Below are 15,348 nucleotides of genomic sequence, written 5' to 3'. Positions count from 1 at the left end.
CATGATCCTGTCCTTGCTCTACCGGCTGACGCCCGAGCAGTGCCGGATGATCATGATCGACCCCAAAATGCTGGAGCTGTCGATCTACGACGATATTCCGCATCTGCTGGCGCCGGTGGTGACCGAGCCGGCCAAGGCGATCCGCGCGCTGAAATGGACCGTCGAGCAGATGGAGGAGCGCTACCGGATGATGGCTTCGGTCGGGGTGCGCCAGCTCTCCAGCTTCAACGCCAAGGTGCGCGAAGCGAAGGGCAAGGGCCAGTCGATGGGGCGGCGGGTGCAGACGGGGTACGATTCGGAAACCGGCCAGCCGAAATACGAAATGGAGGAACTGGACTACGAGGTGCTGCCGCAGATCGTCGTCATCGTCGACGAGCTCGCCGACCTGATGATGACCGCCGGCAAGGAGGTCGAGTTCCTGATCCAGCGGCTCGCGCAGAAGGCACGCGCGGCGGGCATCCACCTGATCATGGCGACGCAGCGCCCCTCGGTCGATGTCATCACCGGCGTGATCAAGGCCAATTTGCCCACGCGCATCTCCTTCCACGTCACTTCGAAGATCGATTCGCGGACGATCCTGGGCGAACAGGGGGCCGAGCAGCTGCTGGGCAAGGGCGACATGCTCTACATGCCTGGAGGCAAGCAGCTAGCGCGCGTGCACGGGCCGTTCGTGAGCGACGATGAAGTCATGGCGGTCGCCGAATTCTGGCGCTCGCAGGGTGAGCCCGATTATATCTCGGCGGTGACCGAAGAGCCCGAGGACGGCGGCTTCAGCATGGACGGCGCTCCCGAGGGCGACGACACGCCCGAAGAGCAGCTGTATCGCCGCGCCGCTCAGCTTGTCGCCGAGAGCCAGAAGGCGTCGACCTCGTGGCTGCAGCGCCAGCTCCGCGTCGGATACAATTCGGCAGCGCGGCTTATCGAGCGGATGGAACGCGAAGGCCTGGTCTCGCGCCCGGACCATGTCGGCCGGCGCGAAGTGCTGATGGATACCGACGGGCGGGCGGTTTGAGGATCGATCGATCGCCAGCGGGGTTCAGGGGCCATTCAAGCCGCCTCGCCTAGCGGCGCCTTCAAGCTTTCGGAGAATATGCGTGTTTGCACGACCCCTTGCCTTCAGTCTCGCGCTCATAGCGCCGGCGCTGATATCGGCCGCCGGCCCGGAGATGACTCAGGTGCAGCAGCATCTGCAGGGCGTATCCAGCATGACCGCGGATTTCGCACAGACCGACCGCAACGGCCGAACCCTAAGCGGCACGATGACTCTCAAGCGCCCGGGCAAGATCCGCTTTCAATATCAAAAGGGCGTGCCCCAGCTCATCGTCGCCGATGGGCGTAGCCTTTATTTCATCGATTATCAGGTGCGCCAGGTTGATCGCTGGCCGATCGGAAATTCGCCGCTGGCGGTGCTGCTCAACCCCAAGCGCGATATTACGAAATACGCCAAACTGAAGCCAACTGCGGATCCGCGCGTAATTTCGATAGAGGTGCACGACAAGGCGCATCCCGAATATGGCCGGATCACCATGATCTTCCAGAAGAGCGCGACGGCGCCCTCGGGCCTCATGCTGCAGGGGTGGGTCGCGCTCGATTCGCAGAACAACCGCACTACGATCCGCCTGTCCAACCAGCGCTTCAACGCCGCGGTTTCCGATGGCGCGTTTCGCTGGAACGACCCGCGCGCCAAGGGGCCGAGGACACGCTGATCTGCGACGAACTGCGAGCGATTCTTAACTTCGTTCATGCTGGCGACAGGTTGTCAGCCCTAAAACGGACGTGCGGATGTGGGGCTTGAGCCGGGATTTTCCCCCTGTTGCCCGGACGGACACCACATCCTGCCTGCGTGACGAACGCTAGGTCGGCCCTCGCTCCAATGCCCCCGGAGCGGGGGCCTTTCCGTTTTGTGGCGCTGGGCTTCGCGGGCTGGCACCGCAACCAAACAGACTCTACATCGCTCGCGATGAAGATCGCTTCCTGGAACATCAATTCGGTCCGCTTCCGCATCGAGATCGTCGAGCAATTCCTCCGCGAGGAAGCGCCCGACATCCTGTGCCTGCAGGAAACCAAGGTGATCGACGGCGACTTTCCGGAAGGACCATTCCGCAAGCTCGGCTATGATCATATCATCAAGCACGGGCAGCGGATGCATCACGGGGTGGCGATCATCAGCCGGGTTCCCGTGGTGGAAGACGATCGCTTCGATTGGCAGGCAAATCGCGAGGCGCGCCATGTTGGCGTACGGCTGCCGAACGGAGTTCGGCTCGAGAATGTCTATGTGCCGGCGGGCGGAGACATTCCCGATCGCGAAGTGAATCCCAAATTCGGCCAGAAGCTTGATTTTCTCGAGCGGATGATCGCCTGGGCCAAAGACCTCAGCGTGCCGACGATCCTGACCGGCGATTTCAACGTCGCGCCGCTCGAATGCGATGTGTGGAGCCACAAGCAGTTGCTTGGGGTGGTCAGCCACACGCCGATCGAAGTCGAGACGCTGGGGCGGCTGGAAGCAGCGCACGACTGGGTCGATCTCGGCCGCCGCTTCATTCCCGCGCCCGAGCGCTGCTTCACTTGGTGGAGCTATCGATCGAAGGATTGGACCGCGAACGACCGCGGGCGACGGCTCGATCATATGTGGGCCAGCCGCGACATCGCCGAGAAGGCGATAAGCCATAAGGTCTGCGAGCCGTGCCGGAGCTGGCTCAAGCCTTCGGATCATGTGCCGCTGATCACCGAGTTCGCCTTTTGAGCGATCCGCGCGCCCCGGCAGTCAAAGTCGCCCGCGCAGTTGATGCGCTGCGGCGTGGGTGGCCGGTGGCGATCGGCGACTTGGCCCTCCTCGCGGTCGAGACGGGGGATGCCGGGCGGCTGCGTGCGTTCGATCCCGAGGGGACCGCACCGCTGCTGTTTTCGGCTGGGCGCGCGGCCACGCTCAAGCTCGCCAATCAGCTCGACGCCGCAACCCCTGATGGACCGGTGCTGATCGAGCGCGTGCCCTGGCTCGATTTCGACACCGCGACTGCGCTTTCCGATCCGCAACTCGATCTGGCGACGCCGCTAAAGGGGCCGTTTCGCGCGATTGCAGTCGATCGGCCCGAGCTTGCGGCGGCAGCGCTGCGGCTCGCGCGCATCGCGGGGCTGCTGCCGGCATTCTTCGTGCGGGTTGCTGCTGATGAGGAGCGAGTCACGCCCGCCGACATCGACGCGCATGAGGATGCCGACCGGCTTCGCATCGTGGCGCGGGCGCGTCTTCCGGTAGAGGGTGCCGAGAATGCCGAGATCGTCGCCTTTCGCACCGACGAGATGCCCGGCGAGCATGTCGCGCTGCTGATCGGCGCGCCGAAGGGCACGCCGCCGCTGGTGCGGCTGCACAGCGAGTGCCTGACCGGCGATGTGCTCGGCAGCCTCAAATGCGATTGCGGGCCGCAGCTCGACGCGGCGGTGCGCGAGATCGCGGCGAGCGGGTGGGGCATCCTGCTCTATCTGCGCCAGGAAGGGCGCGGGATCGGCCTGATCAACAAGCTGCGCGCTTATGCGCTCCAGGACCAGGGCTTCGACACCGTGGATGCCAATACGCGGCTGGGCTTCGCCGTCGACTCGCGCAACTTCGCGGTGGCGGCGCGGATGCTGACATTGCTCGGGCAGCGCCAGGTTCGCCTGTTGACCAACAATCCGGAAAAGGTAGCAGCGCTGGAAGCGGCAGGAGTCACGGTTATCGAGCGCGTTGCGCACCATCTCCCCCCCAACCCCCACAACGAACGCTATCTCGCCACCAAGCGCGACCGCACCGGACATCAGTTCTGAGCCGAAAGGTTGGTCAAGGTTAGGCCAAGATCAGCCGCGCGGCCTGGTCGAAGTCATGCGCGATGTGGCGCACGCCGAGAGCGCGGAGGCGGTCCGCATGGCCTATGCCGCAATGACGGCCGGCGCATAGGCCGATGACCGTGGCGCCAGAGGCGACCGCGCCAGTTGCGCCCACCGGCGAATCCTCGAGGATCACGCATCGCTCGATCGGGATGCCGAGCCGGGCAGCTGCGAACAGGTAGAGATCGGGGGCGGGCTTGCCGCGCGTCACATGCTCGCGACCGCTATAGATGTGATCGCCGAAAGCGTCGCGGATACCGAGGTGGTCGAGATGCGCCGTGATCCAGGGGGTCGAGCTCGACGACGCGATTGCCCGGGGGAGATCGGCGGGCAGGCTTCGGACGAACGCGACGGCGCCGGCGACTTCGGCGATGCCCTCCTCGACCGCGCGCCGGTCTTCCGCTTCGCGCGCCGCGTGGAAATCGCCGGGCAGCGCGTGGCCAATCCAGCGCTCTATAGCGGCGAGGAAATCCTTGCCGGCGAGGCCCATGAAATTGGCCATGGATTCTTCGGGCGTGGTCGGGTGGCCCATATTGGTGAGATATTCGGCGATCTGGCGATTGCCGGCATATTCACTTTCGAGAAGCACGCCGTCAAAGTCGAAGATGATGGCGTCGAAGTTCACGCGTGCGCGCCGAACAGCGCGGTGCCGATGCGGACATGCGTAGCCCCGATTGTAACGGCAGTTTCGAAATCGCCGGACATTCCCATGCTCAGGCCATCGAGGCCGTGGTCGCGGGCGATCTTGGCCAGCAGCGCGAAATAGGGGGCAGGTTCCAGTTCGAGCGGGGGAACGCACATCAGGCCGGCGAGCGGGAGATCGGCGGCGCGCGCCTGGGAGAGCAATTCGGGCAGCGCATCGACCGCGCAGCCGCCCTTCTGGTCCTCCGCGCCGATATTGACCTGCACGAAGCATGCGGGACGCCTGCCGTCATGGTCCATCGCCCGCGCCAGCGCAGTGACCAGCGAAGGGCGATCCACCGAATGAATCGCATCGAACAGCGCCACGGCTTCCCCGGCCTTGTTCGACTGGAGCTGCCCGACAAGGTGAAGCTCCAGGCCCGGGGCCTCGTCACGCAATGCCGGCCATTTGCCCTGCGCCTCCTGCACTCGGTTTTCCCCGAAGACGCGCTGGCCGGCATCGATCAGGGGGCGGATCGCATCCGCATCGTGCATCTTGGAAACTGCGACCAGCGCGACCGATTGGGGCTCGCGCTGCGCCAGGCGCGCTGCGCGGGCGATGCGATCCCGGATCCCGGCGAGGCGTTCGGAAGCGTCGTCTAACGGCATGACGCGCGCTATAGGCAGGGCGATGCCCCGCCGCCACCCCCCGATCCCCCGCCTGTGGCTGATGACCGATGAGCGGATGGGCGATGGGCTGTGGAGCGCCCTAGAACGGCTTCCGCGCGGGAGCGGCGTTGTTTTCCGGCACTATGCGCTGGCCCGAGCCGAGCGGGTTTCGCTGTTTCGGAGAATCGCGAAAATCGCACGCAAGCGACGGCTGTTGCTGCTCCGGGCCGGTACCTGTGCATTGCCGGGCGAACAGGGCGTGCATGGAGCCCCCGGGCGGGGTTTTGTGAGCTGGGCAGTGCATGACCGCGCGGCGGCAGTGACCGCGAGGCGGGCGGGAGCGGCCCTCGTCTTTGTGTCGCCGATCTTCGCGACCGCCTCGCATCCGGGCGCGAGGACGCTGGGCCGAGTGCGTGGGGGGCTGCTGGTTCGCGAAATCAGATCGCCGGTGATCGCGCTCGGCGGAATAGATGCCGATCGCGCCAAAGCGCTGCGGGGTCTAGGCTTTCATGGATGGGGGGCGATCGATGCCTGGATGCACGATTAGCCGCAGACGTACCCGGTCAGAAGCGGAAAGCAGTGCCCACATAGACCGCCTGGCTGTCACGGCGATTATCCGGCGTGAGGCGCAAGCGCTGGTCTTCGCTCTTGTAGCGGACGCCCGCAGTCACCGCGAGATTACGCGTGACCGAATAGGAGCCGCCAAGATCGATCGAATAATTAGGCTGTCCGCCGGTGAGTGCGGGGGCGCTGGTCACCGGGCGCTCGGCATTGGCGGTGATGCGGCCACTGGCGCGCTTGCCCGTGTAGCTGACGCCGAGATCGGCGCGTTCACGACCACCCGGCTGCGTGACCAGATCGATCTTGCTCACGTCGCCCGACACCGCGAAACGTTTCCACCCGACCGAGACGCCGAGATTATAGGCGATCGGCGCGAGGCTGAGCGATGGGGTGGTAGCCGAAGCGACCTGCGTGACCTGCGCAGTGCGAGTCGAACGGGCGCGGACAGCCACGGTGACCGCGCGATCGGCGCCACGGCGCGAATCGGAAGGCGTGAAGCGGAAGCCGCCATCGGCCAAGCCGGAACGCGCCAGAATCGCGGCAAGCTTGGGATCGGCCGCAGCCGGCGTGAAGGTGTCTATTCCGCCGCGCGCCGAGAGCGACGGGCGCTTGGCAAGGGCACGATCGGCGCGATCCTGAGCCTGGAGAACAGGCGCGACAAGGGCCGCAGTGGCGCACAGCACCCCTGCTCCAAGTCCCGTCATCCAGCGCTTCAAACGCATTTCCATCCCCTTGACGTAAATATGCCTACCATGATTCGGAAGCGAGGTTCCACCGGTGACATAAATTTACTCAGACTGTTGCCTCACACACACAGATTCCGGCTCTCTCCGTGCCGCCTTGCTACCGCCACAAGCGGCACTATAGATGCTTCGCCTAGTCATCTGCCTTTAGGAATGTCTCGATGAACCGCCTGTTGCGCGCTGCGATCCTCGGATCGCTTGCCCTTTCGATCGCCGCGTGCGGCGGCAAGGATCGTCCGAAAGCCGATCTCGCGGCAAGCCAAGTGACCACCATCGGCGTCAATTCCTATCTATGGCGCGCGAGCCTGGACACGCTGAGCTTCATGCCGCTGCTCCAGACCGATTCGAACGGGGGCGTGATCGTCACCGACTGGTATGTGAACCCCAATACGCCGACCGAGCGGATGAAGGTGACCGTGACGATCCTTGACAAGGATCTGCGCGCTGACGCCCTGCGCGTCGCGGCGCTGCGCGAAATCAACACCAGCGGCGCATGGGTGGCCGCCCCGGTGCAGGCGGCGACGGTGCAGAAGCTCGAGGACATCATCCTCACCCGTGCCCGCGACCTGCGCCGCTCCGCGCTGACGGATTAGTGTTTTATCGCGGTGCCGGCCCACTCCGCCACCGAAGCCATTAGGAAATTAAGCGTGTCGCGCTTCAATCCTTTGAAGGCGGACGCCGCGTGGCAAAAGGCCTGGGACGACAACCAGACCTTTGCCGCCCGCGACGATTCGCCCAAGCCCAAATCCTATGTGCTCGAGATGTTTCCCTATCCTTCGGGGCGCATCCATATGGGGCATGTGCGCAATTACACGATGGGCGACGTGCTCGCGCGCTTCCGCCGGATGCGCGGCTATGAAGTGCTCCACCCGATGGGATGGGACGCATTCGGCATGCCCGCTGAAAATGCGGCGATGGAGAGGCAGGTCCATCCCGGCGGCTGGACCCGCGCAAATATCGCGACGATGAAGGCACAGCTCAAACGGCTGGGCTTCGCGCTCGACTGGAGCCGCGAGCTGGCCACCTGTGAGCCCGAATATTACGGGCATGAGCAGGCGCTGTTCCTCGATTTCCTCGAAGCGGGCCTCGTCTATCGCAAGGAATCGGCGGTCAACTGGGACCCGGTCGATATGACCGTGCTTGCCAACGAGCAGGTGATCGACGGCAAGGGCTGGCGTTCGGGCGCGGCGATCGAGCGGCGCAAATTGAGCCAGTGGTTCCTCAAGATCACGCAGTTTGCCGACGATCTGCTTACCGGCGTGCAGGGGCTCGAACATTGGCCCGACAAGGTCAAGCTGATGCAGGAGAACTGGATCGGCAAGAGCCAGGGGCTGCAGTTTCGCTTTGTGCTTTCGCCGAATCAATCCGGGGCGGGCGACGTCGAAGTCTTCACGACGCGACCCGACACGATCTTCGGATCGAGCTTCGTCGCGATCGCCCCGGACCATCCGATCGCCCGAAGTTTAGGCGAAGTTGACCTCAATGCAGCTGCTTTCATCGAGCGCTGCAAGCAGGGGGGCACGACCGCGGCCGAGCTGGAGACGCAGGAGAAACTGGGCCTGGATACGGGCCTTCGTGCCGTGCATCCCTTTGATCCGGCATGGGAATTACCGGTTTATATCGCGAATTTCGTGCTGATGGATTATGGCACTGGCGCAGTCTTCGGCGTGCCGGCGCACGACCAGCGCGATTTCGAGTTCGCCACGAAGTACGCTCTGCCGATCCGCCGGGTGGTTTCCGAAGGGGAAAAGACAGAGGCGGAATTCGTTGAATCGGAGGCGTATACCGGCCCCGGCACACTAGTGAATTCGCAATTCCTGGATCGCATGGATGTGCCCGAAGCGAAACGCGCCGTGATCGAGCACGCCGAGCAGGGCGGCTGGGGCAAGGGCACGACCGTGTGGCGGCTGCGCGACTGGGGCGTTTCGCGCCAGCGTTACTGGGGAACCCCGATCCCGATCATCCATTGCGAGGCGTGCGGCGTCGTCCCCGCCCCCCGCGAATCGCTGCCGATCGTGCTGCCAGAGGATGTGAGCTTCGACATTCCCGGCAATCCGCTCGATCGCCATCCGACCTGGAAGCATGTCGATTGCCCAGGCTGCGGCAAGCCGGCGCGGCGCGAGACCGATACGCTCGACACATTCGTCGATTCGTCCTGGTATTTCATCCGCTTCGCCAGCCAGCCCAAGGACAAGCCCTTCGACAAGGCAGTGGCCGAGCAATGGCTGCCGGTGGGGCAATATATCGGCGGGGTGGAGCATGCGATCCTGCATCTGCTCTATGCGCGCTTCTGGACCCGCGCGCTGGCGCATCTCGGGCGGCTCGATGTGGCGGAGCCGTTCGCGGGGCTGTTTACCCAGGGAATGGTGACGCATGAGACGTATGCGACTCCTATGTTCGATGGGGATGACCTCGGACCTGGGCTAATGAGATGGCTCTCTCCGCCTGAAGTTGGAGCAGACCCCGAAGGAAAACTTTTCGAACGATCGACCGGGCAGCCTGTCATCCGGGGCCGCATCGAAAAGATGTCGAAGTCGAAGAAGAACACCGTCGATCCCGAGCCGATCGTCGATCAATATGGCGCGGACGCAGTGCGCTGGTTCATGCTTTCCGACTCGCCCCCCGAGCGCGATCTGGAATGGAGCGAGAACGGCATCGAAGGCGCGTGGCGCTTCGTCCAGCGCGTCTGGCGCGTGATCGACGCCGAGCCCGCGACGCAGGGCGGCGACAATATGGAGCTGCGGAAATTGCTCCACCGCACGACCAAGGGCGTGGCGGACGATGTCGAGGCGCTGCATTTCAACAAGGCGGTGGCCAAGCTCTTCACGCTGGTGGCCGCGATCGAAAAGGCCGCCCCCTCACCCGACCGGGACGACGCCGCGCGGGCCCTGATCCGCCTGGTGAGCCCGATGATCCCCCACCTGGCCGAAGAGGCCTGGGCGCGCATCGGCGGCGAGGGGCTGATCGCCGACGCGGCCTGGCCGGAAGTCGATGCCAGCCTGCTGGTCGACGACGAAGCGACGATCGCTATTCAGGTGAATGGCAAGCTGCGCGATACGCTGGTAATGCCCAAGGGCGCGGCGAGGGATATTGTCGAGGCGGCGGCACTCGCCTCCGACAAGATCGTTCGACTGCTCGAAGGCAATGTGCCCAAAAAGGTGATCGTCGTGCCCGACCGTCTGGTGAATATCGTCCTGTGAAGCGCCTCGGCCTCCTTGGCGCGCTGGCACTGGCGCTTTCAGGCTGTGGCGGCCTTCGCCCGCTTTATGGCGGAGGATCGGCGGGGCCGGTGCAATCCACGCTGGCCGCGGTCGAGGTTGCGCCGATCGAAGGCAAATCGGGCTGGCTAGTCACCAACGCATTGAAGGACCGGCTGGACATGGGCGGCGGCGCGGCGAAACGATACCGGCTGGAGATCAAGCTGGACGACCAGATCGCCGGCCTGGGCGTGCGCCGCGACGATTCGGTGGCGCGCGAGCGGCGGACGCTGCGGGCGCGCTATCAGCTTGTAGACCTGAGCAACGGCACGGTGGTGCTGGACGCCACCGCAGGCTCGGACGCGGGCATCGACGTGGTAGGCAGCGAATATGCAACGATCGCCGCCGAAAACAGCGCCCTCGAACGGCTTTCGGGGATTGTCGCCGACCAGATCGTCGCCCGCGTCGCACGTTATGCCCAGGCAAGCGCTTCGGGAGCGACTCAGGGGGCTTCGGCCCAGTGAAGGCAAGCCCGGCGCAGATTCGCGCCGCAGTCGACAAGCCAAATCCGGCGACTCGACTCTATCTGTTCCACGGGCCCGACGAGGCCGGCGCGGCCGACCTGGCCGAGCGACTGGCGCGCGCGCTGGGGCCGGACGTGGAGCGAATCGACCTGGACATGAAGGCACTTCGCGAACAGCCGGGACGGCTCGCGGACGAAGCCGCCTCGCTCTCGCTGTTTGGCGGAGTGCGCTATATTCGATTGCTGGGCGCCGACGAAGGCGCCGCGGAGTCGATCGGTCTGCTGCTGAGCGCCGAACGCGCGGGCAATCCGGTCGTGGCGATCGGGCCGGGGCTCAAGGCGAGCGGGAAGCTGGTTAAGACCGTGATCTCCGCGCCCGCCGCCCTTTCGCATGGCTGTTATGTGCCGGAGGGTATCGAGGCGACCAAGCTCGCGGCCACGGTGGCGCGGGAACATGGGCTGCGGCTGACCGGCGACGTGCCCCAGCGGCTGGCGACTGCGTGCGCGGGGGATCGTGCGATCCTGGCGCGCGAGATCGAGAAGCTGGCGCTGTATCTCGATGCGGCGCCGGACCGGCCCCGCGATGCGGACGGGGCTGCGCTAGACGCCATCGGCGCGGATCTGGGCGATACCGAATTGAGCCACGCCATCGGCGCGGTGCTCGATGGCCGCGTTGCCGATATCGGCAGCGAGCTGGCCCGGCTGGGCGACGGCGTCGGCGTGCCGCTTATGCGCCAGCTGGGAAAGCGGCTGGTGAGCCTGGCGGAAATGCGGATCGATTTGGACAATGGACTCTCCGCCAAGGAAGTACTTGAGAAACATCGTGTTTTCTTTCGTGAGCAGGATGCCACCGGCCGCGCGCTGCGCCGCTGGAACGCTGCCCAGATAGCTCGGGCGGTGGATCGCGTGCGCGAGGCCGAACGCGCGATCATGCGTTCGGCCAGCGCAGGCGAAGTGCTTGCCGAGGCCGAATGCACCGCGATCGCGCGCGCGGCGGCGCGGGCCCGAAGCTAGATCCGCTCGCCGGTGAGCCGCTGACAGATCATGTCGAGCTGATCGAGCGTCGAATAGCTCAAGGTGAGCGTGCCGCCCTTGGGGCCATGCGCGATGCGGATATTGAGACCGAGCACGTCGCCGAGCTGGTGCTCTAGCGCAGTGATATCGGCGTCGCGGATCGCGGCATCGCCCTTGCGCTTCGAAGCCGGCTTGGCGGCGCGCGCGAGCTTCTCTGTCTCGCGCACCGAGAGGCCCTTGTCGGCGACCTGACGGGCGAGACGCTCGGCATCGGGCGCACCGATCAGCGCGCGGGCATGGCCCATATCGATTGCACCGGTCATCACCATTTCGCGGACACCAGCCGGAAGCTCCAGCAATCTCAATAAATTAGCTACATGGCTGCGCGACTTGTGGACCAGCTTGCCAAGCGCTTCCTGGGTATGGCCGAACTCCCCGATCAGTCGCTGATAAGCTTCGGCCTCTTCGATCACATTGAGGTCTTCACGCTGAATATTCTCGACCAGCGCGATTTCCATCGTCTCCGCGTCGTCCAGTTCGCGGACGATGACGGGGACTTCGTGCAGCCGGGCGCGCTGGGCGGCGCGCCAGCGACGCTCGCCGGCGACGATCTGATAGTTATGGCCGATCGGGCGCACGACGATCGGCTGGATCAGCCCGCGCGACTGGATCGACAGCGCAAGATCCTCGAGCGCGGTCTCGTCGAAATAACGGCGTGGCTGGCCCGGATGCGGAGTGAGCGCGCTTACCGGCAGCATACGCAAGCCCCCTGCCCCCGGACCTTGGGGGGGTCCATTGATCGAAGCCTCAGGGACATTGTCGCCGAGGAGCGAGGATAGCCCGCGGCCAAGGCCGAGGCGGGGTTTGCGGGTGGTTTCGGTCATGCGGCCTTCTTGAGCTTGGGCAGGCGATCGATCACTTCGCGCGCGAGAGCGATATAGGCTTCCGAGCCGGCACAGCGGTGATCGTAGATCAAGGCGGGCAGCCCGTGGCTCGGGGCTTCGGAAAGGCGCACGTTACGCGGGATCACAGTGTCAAACACCACGCGCCCGAGCACCGCGCGGACATCGTCGGAAACCTGGTCCGTCAGGCGATTGCGGCGATCGTACATTGTGAGCGCGACGCCGAGAATCGAAAGGCCCGGGTTGAAGCGGCTACGGATGCGTTCGACTGTGTTCAGCAGCTGGCTGAGGCCTTCCAGCGCGAAAAACTCGCATTGCAGCGGCACGAGCAAGGCGTGCGCCGCGACCATCGCGTTAATCGTCAGCAAGCCCAGCGATGGCGGGCAATCGATCAGCACGACATCCCACCGATCAGCTGCATGACGCCCGATCGCTGCATCCAGGCGGTGCGTTCGCGCTTCGAATTCGATCAGCTCGATTTCCGCCCCCGACAGGTCCTGGGTTGCCGGCACAATATCGAGGCCGGGCACCTTTGTCGCACTCGCGACATCTTCGAGAGTGGCCTCGGTGACGAGCAAATCGTAGGTCGAATGCTTGCGATCTGTGCGCGAGATGCCAAGGCCCGTGGAAGCGTTGCCCTGTGGGTCTAGATCGAGGAGCAAAACGCGCTGGCCGGTGGCGGCCAGTGCAGTACCCACATTGATAGCGGTCGTGGTCTTGCCGACCCCCCCCTTTTGGTTCGCAATCGCGATGACGATCATCTTGGGCGCACCCCTTGAGCAATCACGATGCCGGAATCAGCCTGCGTGACGCTCTGTTCCACGTGGAACGAACCTTGCCATTTCGAGCGAGCGGCTTCCACCTCAGATTGCGCGGCGCGGCCCTTGGGCAGCAACCAGATTGTGGACGAATCTGTGCAGTGATACGTGGATGACAGCAACTGCGAAAGTTCGGACACCGCACGTGCACTGACGACGGCGGCAGATTCTGGAGGGTGATAAGTCTCTATTCGACGCGGCTGGACTTCGACACGAGAGCCGATCCCCAGCATGACTGCGGCGCGATATAGAAAATCGGCACGCTTGGCGCGGGGCTCCACCATGACGACAGGACGATCGATCAGGATAGCCACGATCAGCCCCGGCATACCGGCTCCGGTTCCGACATCAAGCCAAATGCCATCTGCCCGCGCGCCAGAGGCCGCATCGATGAGCTGGGCGGAATCGACGAAGTGGCGGGACCAGAGTTGATCGAAGGACGACGCGGATATCAAATTCTGACGTGGTGCTTCTTCCCGCAGGATAGCTTCGAATTTGCGCAAGGATGTTTCACGTGAAACACCGAAACGTGCGGCAACCCACTGTACGGCCTCGTCCTCAGTCACGCCGCTCGCTTCCTGGCCTGGAGCAGGATGGCGGATAACGCCGCGGGTGTGATACCTCGTATGCGTGCCGCTGCACCCAAGGTTTGAGGGCGGGCGGCACTCAGGCGCTCAATCATTTCGTTAGACAGTCCGGGAACCGTGGCGAAGTCCAGATCATCCCGGAGGCGCACATTGTCATTACCGCGCAGCGCCGACACCTCCGCCTCCTGGCGTTCGAGATACGGCGCGTAACGCGCATCCTCCGCAAACTCGGTGAGCATGGCCGGATCGCCCTTCCATTCGATCCCGAGATGGCCCAGGTCCACGCTCGCGAAGCGCAGCCATTCCTTTGCGGATCGGCGCGCGCCATCCTGCCCCACCAGCGCGCCGCGTCCGGCGAGCTGGCTTGCGGTAAGCGATGCCTCGAACGTCCCCTCGAGGCGGGCCCGTTCGCGGGTCCTTTGGTGGAGCCGCGTGAGCCGCTGGGGGCCGAGGCAATGGAGGCCAGCGGCGATTGCGCCAAGGCGCGTTTCGGCATTATCGGCACGGAGACGCAGGCGGAATTCGGCGCGGGACGTGAGCATCCTGTAGGGCTCCGTCACACCCTGGAGAACGAGATCGTCGATCATGACGCCAAGGTAGCTGGTGGTGCGGTCCAGGATCAGCGGCTCGGTATCGAGCGCATGTGCAGCGGCATTGATGCCCGCGACCAGACCCTGCCCCGCCGCTTCCTCATAGCCGGTCGTCCCGTTGATCTGGCCGGCGCAATAAACGCCGGGGATTTGCGGAAGACCCAGCGCCGCATCGAGGGCCCGCGGATCGATATGGTCGTACTCGACAGCATAGCCGGGCGTGACGATCGCGGTGCGCTCCAGCCCGGAGATCGAATTGACCATCGCGACCTGTATGTCCACCGGAAGCGAAGTCGACATGCCGTTGGGGTAGATCAGGTGCGTGTCGAGACCCTCGGGTTCAAGGAATATCTGATGGCCGTCTCTATCCCCGAACCGGTGGATCTTGTCTTCGATCGAAGGGCAATAGCGCGGCCCCTGCGCGTCGATTGCCCCACTGAACAAGGGCGAGCGATCCAGGCCGGAGCGAATCGCATCATGGGTCGCCGCATTGGTGCGCGTGATACCGCAATGCAACTGAGGCAATTGGCGGTGCGGGGTGAGTGGCGACATCGTCCATGGATCGAGATCCGATGGCTGCTGCTCGATGCATGCCCAGTCTATCGTCCTGCCGTCCAAGCGCGGGGGCGTTCCGGTCTTGAGCCGGGCCATTGGGAGCGACAGCGCACGAAGTTGCTCCGCGAGCCGGGTGGCCGCCTCCTCGCCTACGCGCCCCCCAGTTTCACGCTCTTCGCCCCGGAAGATGCGGCCGCCCAGGAAGGTGCCGGTAGCGAGGATAACAGCCCGAGCCCCGAGCCTATTGCCGTCGGCGAGAACGATGCCGGACACGCCCCCTCCCTCAAGCGTGAGAGCTTCCGCTTCGCCCTCGATGAGCGTGAGGTCATCTTGCGCGCAAAGCATCGACTGGATCGAAGCCGCATAGAGCTTGCGATCGGCCTGGACCCGCGGCCCCTGGACCGCAGTCCCCTTCGACCGATTAAGCATCCGATAGTGAATTGCCGAGGCGTCCGCCGCGCGTGCAATCAAGCCATCAAAGGCATCGACTTCACGCACCAGATGACCCTTTCCAAGTCCGCCAATAGCCGGATTGCACGACATCGCACCGACCTTCGACTGGTCGAAGCTCAACAGGGCCGTGTGCGCTCCGCGACGGGCCGCAGCGGCTGCGGCCTCGGTGCCCGCATGGCCCCCGCCGATAACGATGACATCGAATTCCATATCCCGGCGCTAGTGACTGCGTCGCTCCGCGTCAAAACTGTTCCACG

Annotated in this window: 16 protein-coding genes; 9 read left to right on the top strand and 7 right to left on the bottom strand. The window is 64.6% G+C overall.

Going from position 1 to position 15,348, the window contains the following annotated elements; translation table 11 throughout:
* From VF617_RS10985 to ribA, 4 genes are all read left to right on the top strand, one after another.
* The coding region (locus VF617_RS10985; protein WP_331014926.1) for an FtsK/SpoIIIE domain-containing protein at positions 1 to 1,012 on the top strand (1,012 nt) is incomplete at its 5' end.
* Positions 1,013 to 1,088: 76 nt separating this feature from the next.
* Entirely contained in the window at positions 1,089 to 1,706 is a 618-nt protein-coding gene (locus tag VF617_RS10980) for an outer membrane lipoprotein carrier protein LolA (RefSeq protein WP_331014932.1), read from the top strand.
* A gap of 254 nt (positions 1,707 to 1,960) precedes the next feature.
* Positions 1,961 to 2,743, top strand: a complete 783-nt coding sequence (locus tag VF617_RS10975; RefSeq protein ID WP_331014925.1) for an exodeoxyribonuclease III — start codon at positions 1,961 to 1,963, stop codon at positions 2,741 to 2,743.
* Positions 2,740 to 3,798, top strand: a complete 1,059-nt coding sequence (ribA, locus tag VF617_RS10970) for a GTP cyclohydrolase II (protein ID WP_331014924.1) — start codon at positions 2,740 to 2,742, stop codon at positions 3,796 to 3,798. Before VF617_RS10975 ends, ribA begins: the two co-directional genes overlap by 4 nt.
* A 19-nt stretch (positions 3,799 to 3,817) precedes the next feature.
* Here the strand turns inward: ribA and VF617_RS10965 are convergent, their stop codons facing one another.
* Positions 3,818 to 4,483 (bottom strand): HAD family phosphatase, encoded by a 666-nt coding sequence (locus VF617_RS10965; RefSeq protein ID WP_331014923.1) that lies wholly within the window; start codon positions 4,481 to 4,483, stop codon positions 3,818 to 3,820.
* Positions 4,480 to 5,148: a YggS family pyridoxal phosphate-dependent enzyme gene (locus VF617_RS10960; protein ID WP_331014922.1), complete on the bottom strand. Its 669-nt coding sequence runs from the start codon at positions 5,146 to 5,148 to the stop codon at positions 4,480 to 4,482. The genes VF617_RS10965 and VF617_RS10960 overlap by 4 nt, the downstream gene beginning before the upstream one ends.
* Positions 5,149 to 5,170: 22 nt before the next feature.
* Between VF617_RS10960 and VF617_RS10955 the strand changes: the two genes are divergently transcribed.
* A complete protein-coding gene (locus VF617_RS10955) occupies positions 5,171 to 5,695 on the top strand; it encodes a thiamine phosphate synthase (RefSeq protein WP_331014921.1) in 525 nt (174 codons plus the stop codon).
* 16 nt (positions 5,696 to 5,711) lie between these two features.
* Here the strand turns inward: VF617_RS10955 and VF617_RS10950 are convergent, their stop codons facing one another.
* The gene (locus VF617_RS10950) at positions 5,712 to 6,431 is read right to left on the bottom strand and encodes a hypothetical protein (protein ID WP_331014920.1); all 720 of its coding nucleotides are present in this window, start codon (positions 6,429 to 6,431) and stop codon (positions 5,712 to 5,714) included.
* Positions 6,432 to 6,613: 182 nt separating this feature from the next.
* On the opposite strand from VF617_RS10950, the gene VF617_RS10945 reads away from it, so the two are divergent.
* Genes VF617_RS10945 through holA form a run of 4 tightly spaced genes read left to right on the top strand, consistent with a single transcriptional unit; the run spans position 6,614 to position 11,186 of the window.
* Entirely contained in the window at positions 6,614 to 7,045 is a 432-nt protein-coding gene (locus tag VF617_RS10945; protein WP_331014919.1) for a DUF3576 domain-containing protein, read from the top strand.
* Positions 7,046 to 7,099: 54 nt separating this feature from the next.
* The gene (leuS, locus tag VF617_RS10940) at positions 7,100 to 9,652 is read left to right on the top strand and encodes a leucine--tRNA ligase (protein ID WP_331014918.1); all 2,553 of its coding nucleotides are present in this window, start codon (positions 7,100 to 7,102) and stop codon (positions 9,650 to 9,652) included.
* Complete coding sequence (lptE, locus tag VF617_RS10935) at positions 9,649 to 10,173, top strand: LPS assembly lipoprotein LptE (protein WP_331014917.1); 525 nt, start codon at positions 9,649 to 9,651, stop codon at positions 10,171 to 10,173. Before leuS ends, lptE begins: the two co-directional genes overlap by 4 nt.
* Positions 10,170 to 11,186: a DNA polymerase III subunit delta gene (holA, locus tag VF617_RS10930; RefSeq protein WP_331014916.1), complete on the top strand. Its 1,017-nt coding sequence runs from the start codon at positions 10,170 to 10,172 to the stop codon at positions 11,184 to 11,186. The genes lptE and holA overlap by 4 nt, the downstream gene beginning before the upstream one ends.
* Here holA and VF617_RS10925 read toward each other — a convergent pair.
* Genes VF617_RS10925 through mnmG form a run of 4 tightly spaced genes read right to left on the bottom strand, consistent with a single transcriptional unit; the run spans position 11,183 to position 15,301 of the window.
* A complete protein-coding gene (locus VF617_RS10925; protein WP_331014915.1) occupies positions 11,183 to 12,070 on the bottom strand; it encodes a ParB/RepB/Spo0J family partition protein in 888 nt (295 codons plus the stop codon). The genes holA and VF617_RS10925 overlap by 4 nt on opposite strands.
* Positions 12,067 to 12,849 carry a ParA family protein gene (locus VF617_RS10920; protein WP_331014914.1) on the bottom strand — a complete coding sequence of 261 codons (783 nt, stop codon included), beginning with the start codon at positions 12,847 to 12,849 and terminating at the stop codon, positions 12,067 to 12,069. Before VF617_RS10920 ends, VF617_RS10925 begins: the two co-directional genes overlap by 4 nt.
* The gene (locus VF617_RS10915) at positions 12,846 to 13,472 is read right to left on the bottom strand and encodes a 16S rRNA (guanine(527)-N(7))-methyltransferase RsmG (protein WP_331014913.1); all 627 of its coding nucleotides are present in this window, start codon (positions 13,470 to 13,472) and stop codon (positions 12,846 to 12,848) included. Before VF617_RS10915 ends, VF617_RS10920 begins: the two co-directional genes overlap by 4 nt.
* Positions 13,469 to 15,301: a tRNA uridine-5-carboxymethylaminomethyl(34) synthesis enzyme MnmG gene (mnmG, locus tag VF617_RS10910; protein ID WP_331014912.1), complete on the bottom strand. Its 1,833-nt coding sequence runs from the start codon at positions 15,299 to 15,301 to the stop codon at positions 13,469 to 13,471. The genes VF617_RS10915 and mnmG overlap by 4 nt, the downstream gene beginning before the upstream one ends.
* Between the last annotated feature and the right edge of the window lie 47 nt (positions 15,302 to 15,348).

This window comes from Sphingomonas sp. (assembly GCF_036388215.1).
In the GTDB taxonomy this organism is placed as follows: Bacteria; Pseudomonadota; Alphaproteobacteria; order Sphingomonadales; family Sphingomonadaceae; genus Sphingomonas.
This window is presented reverse-complemented; position numbering and strand designations above follow the sequence as displayed.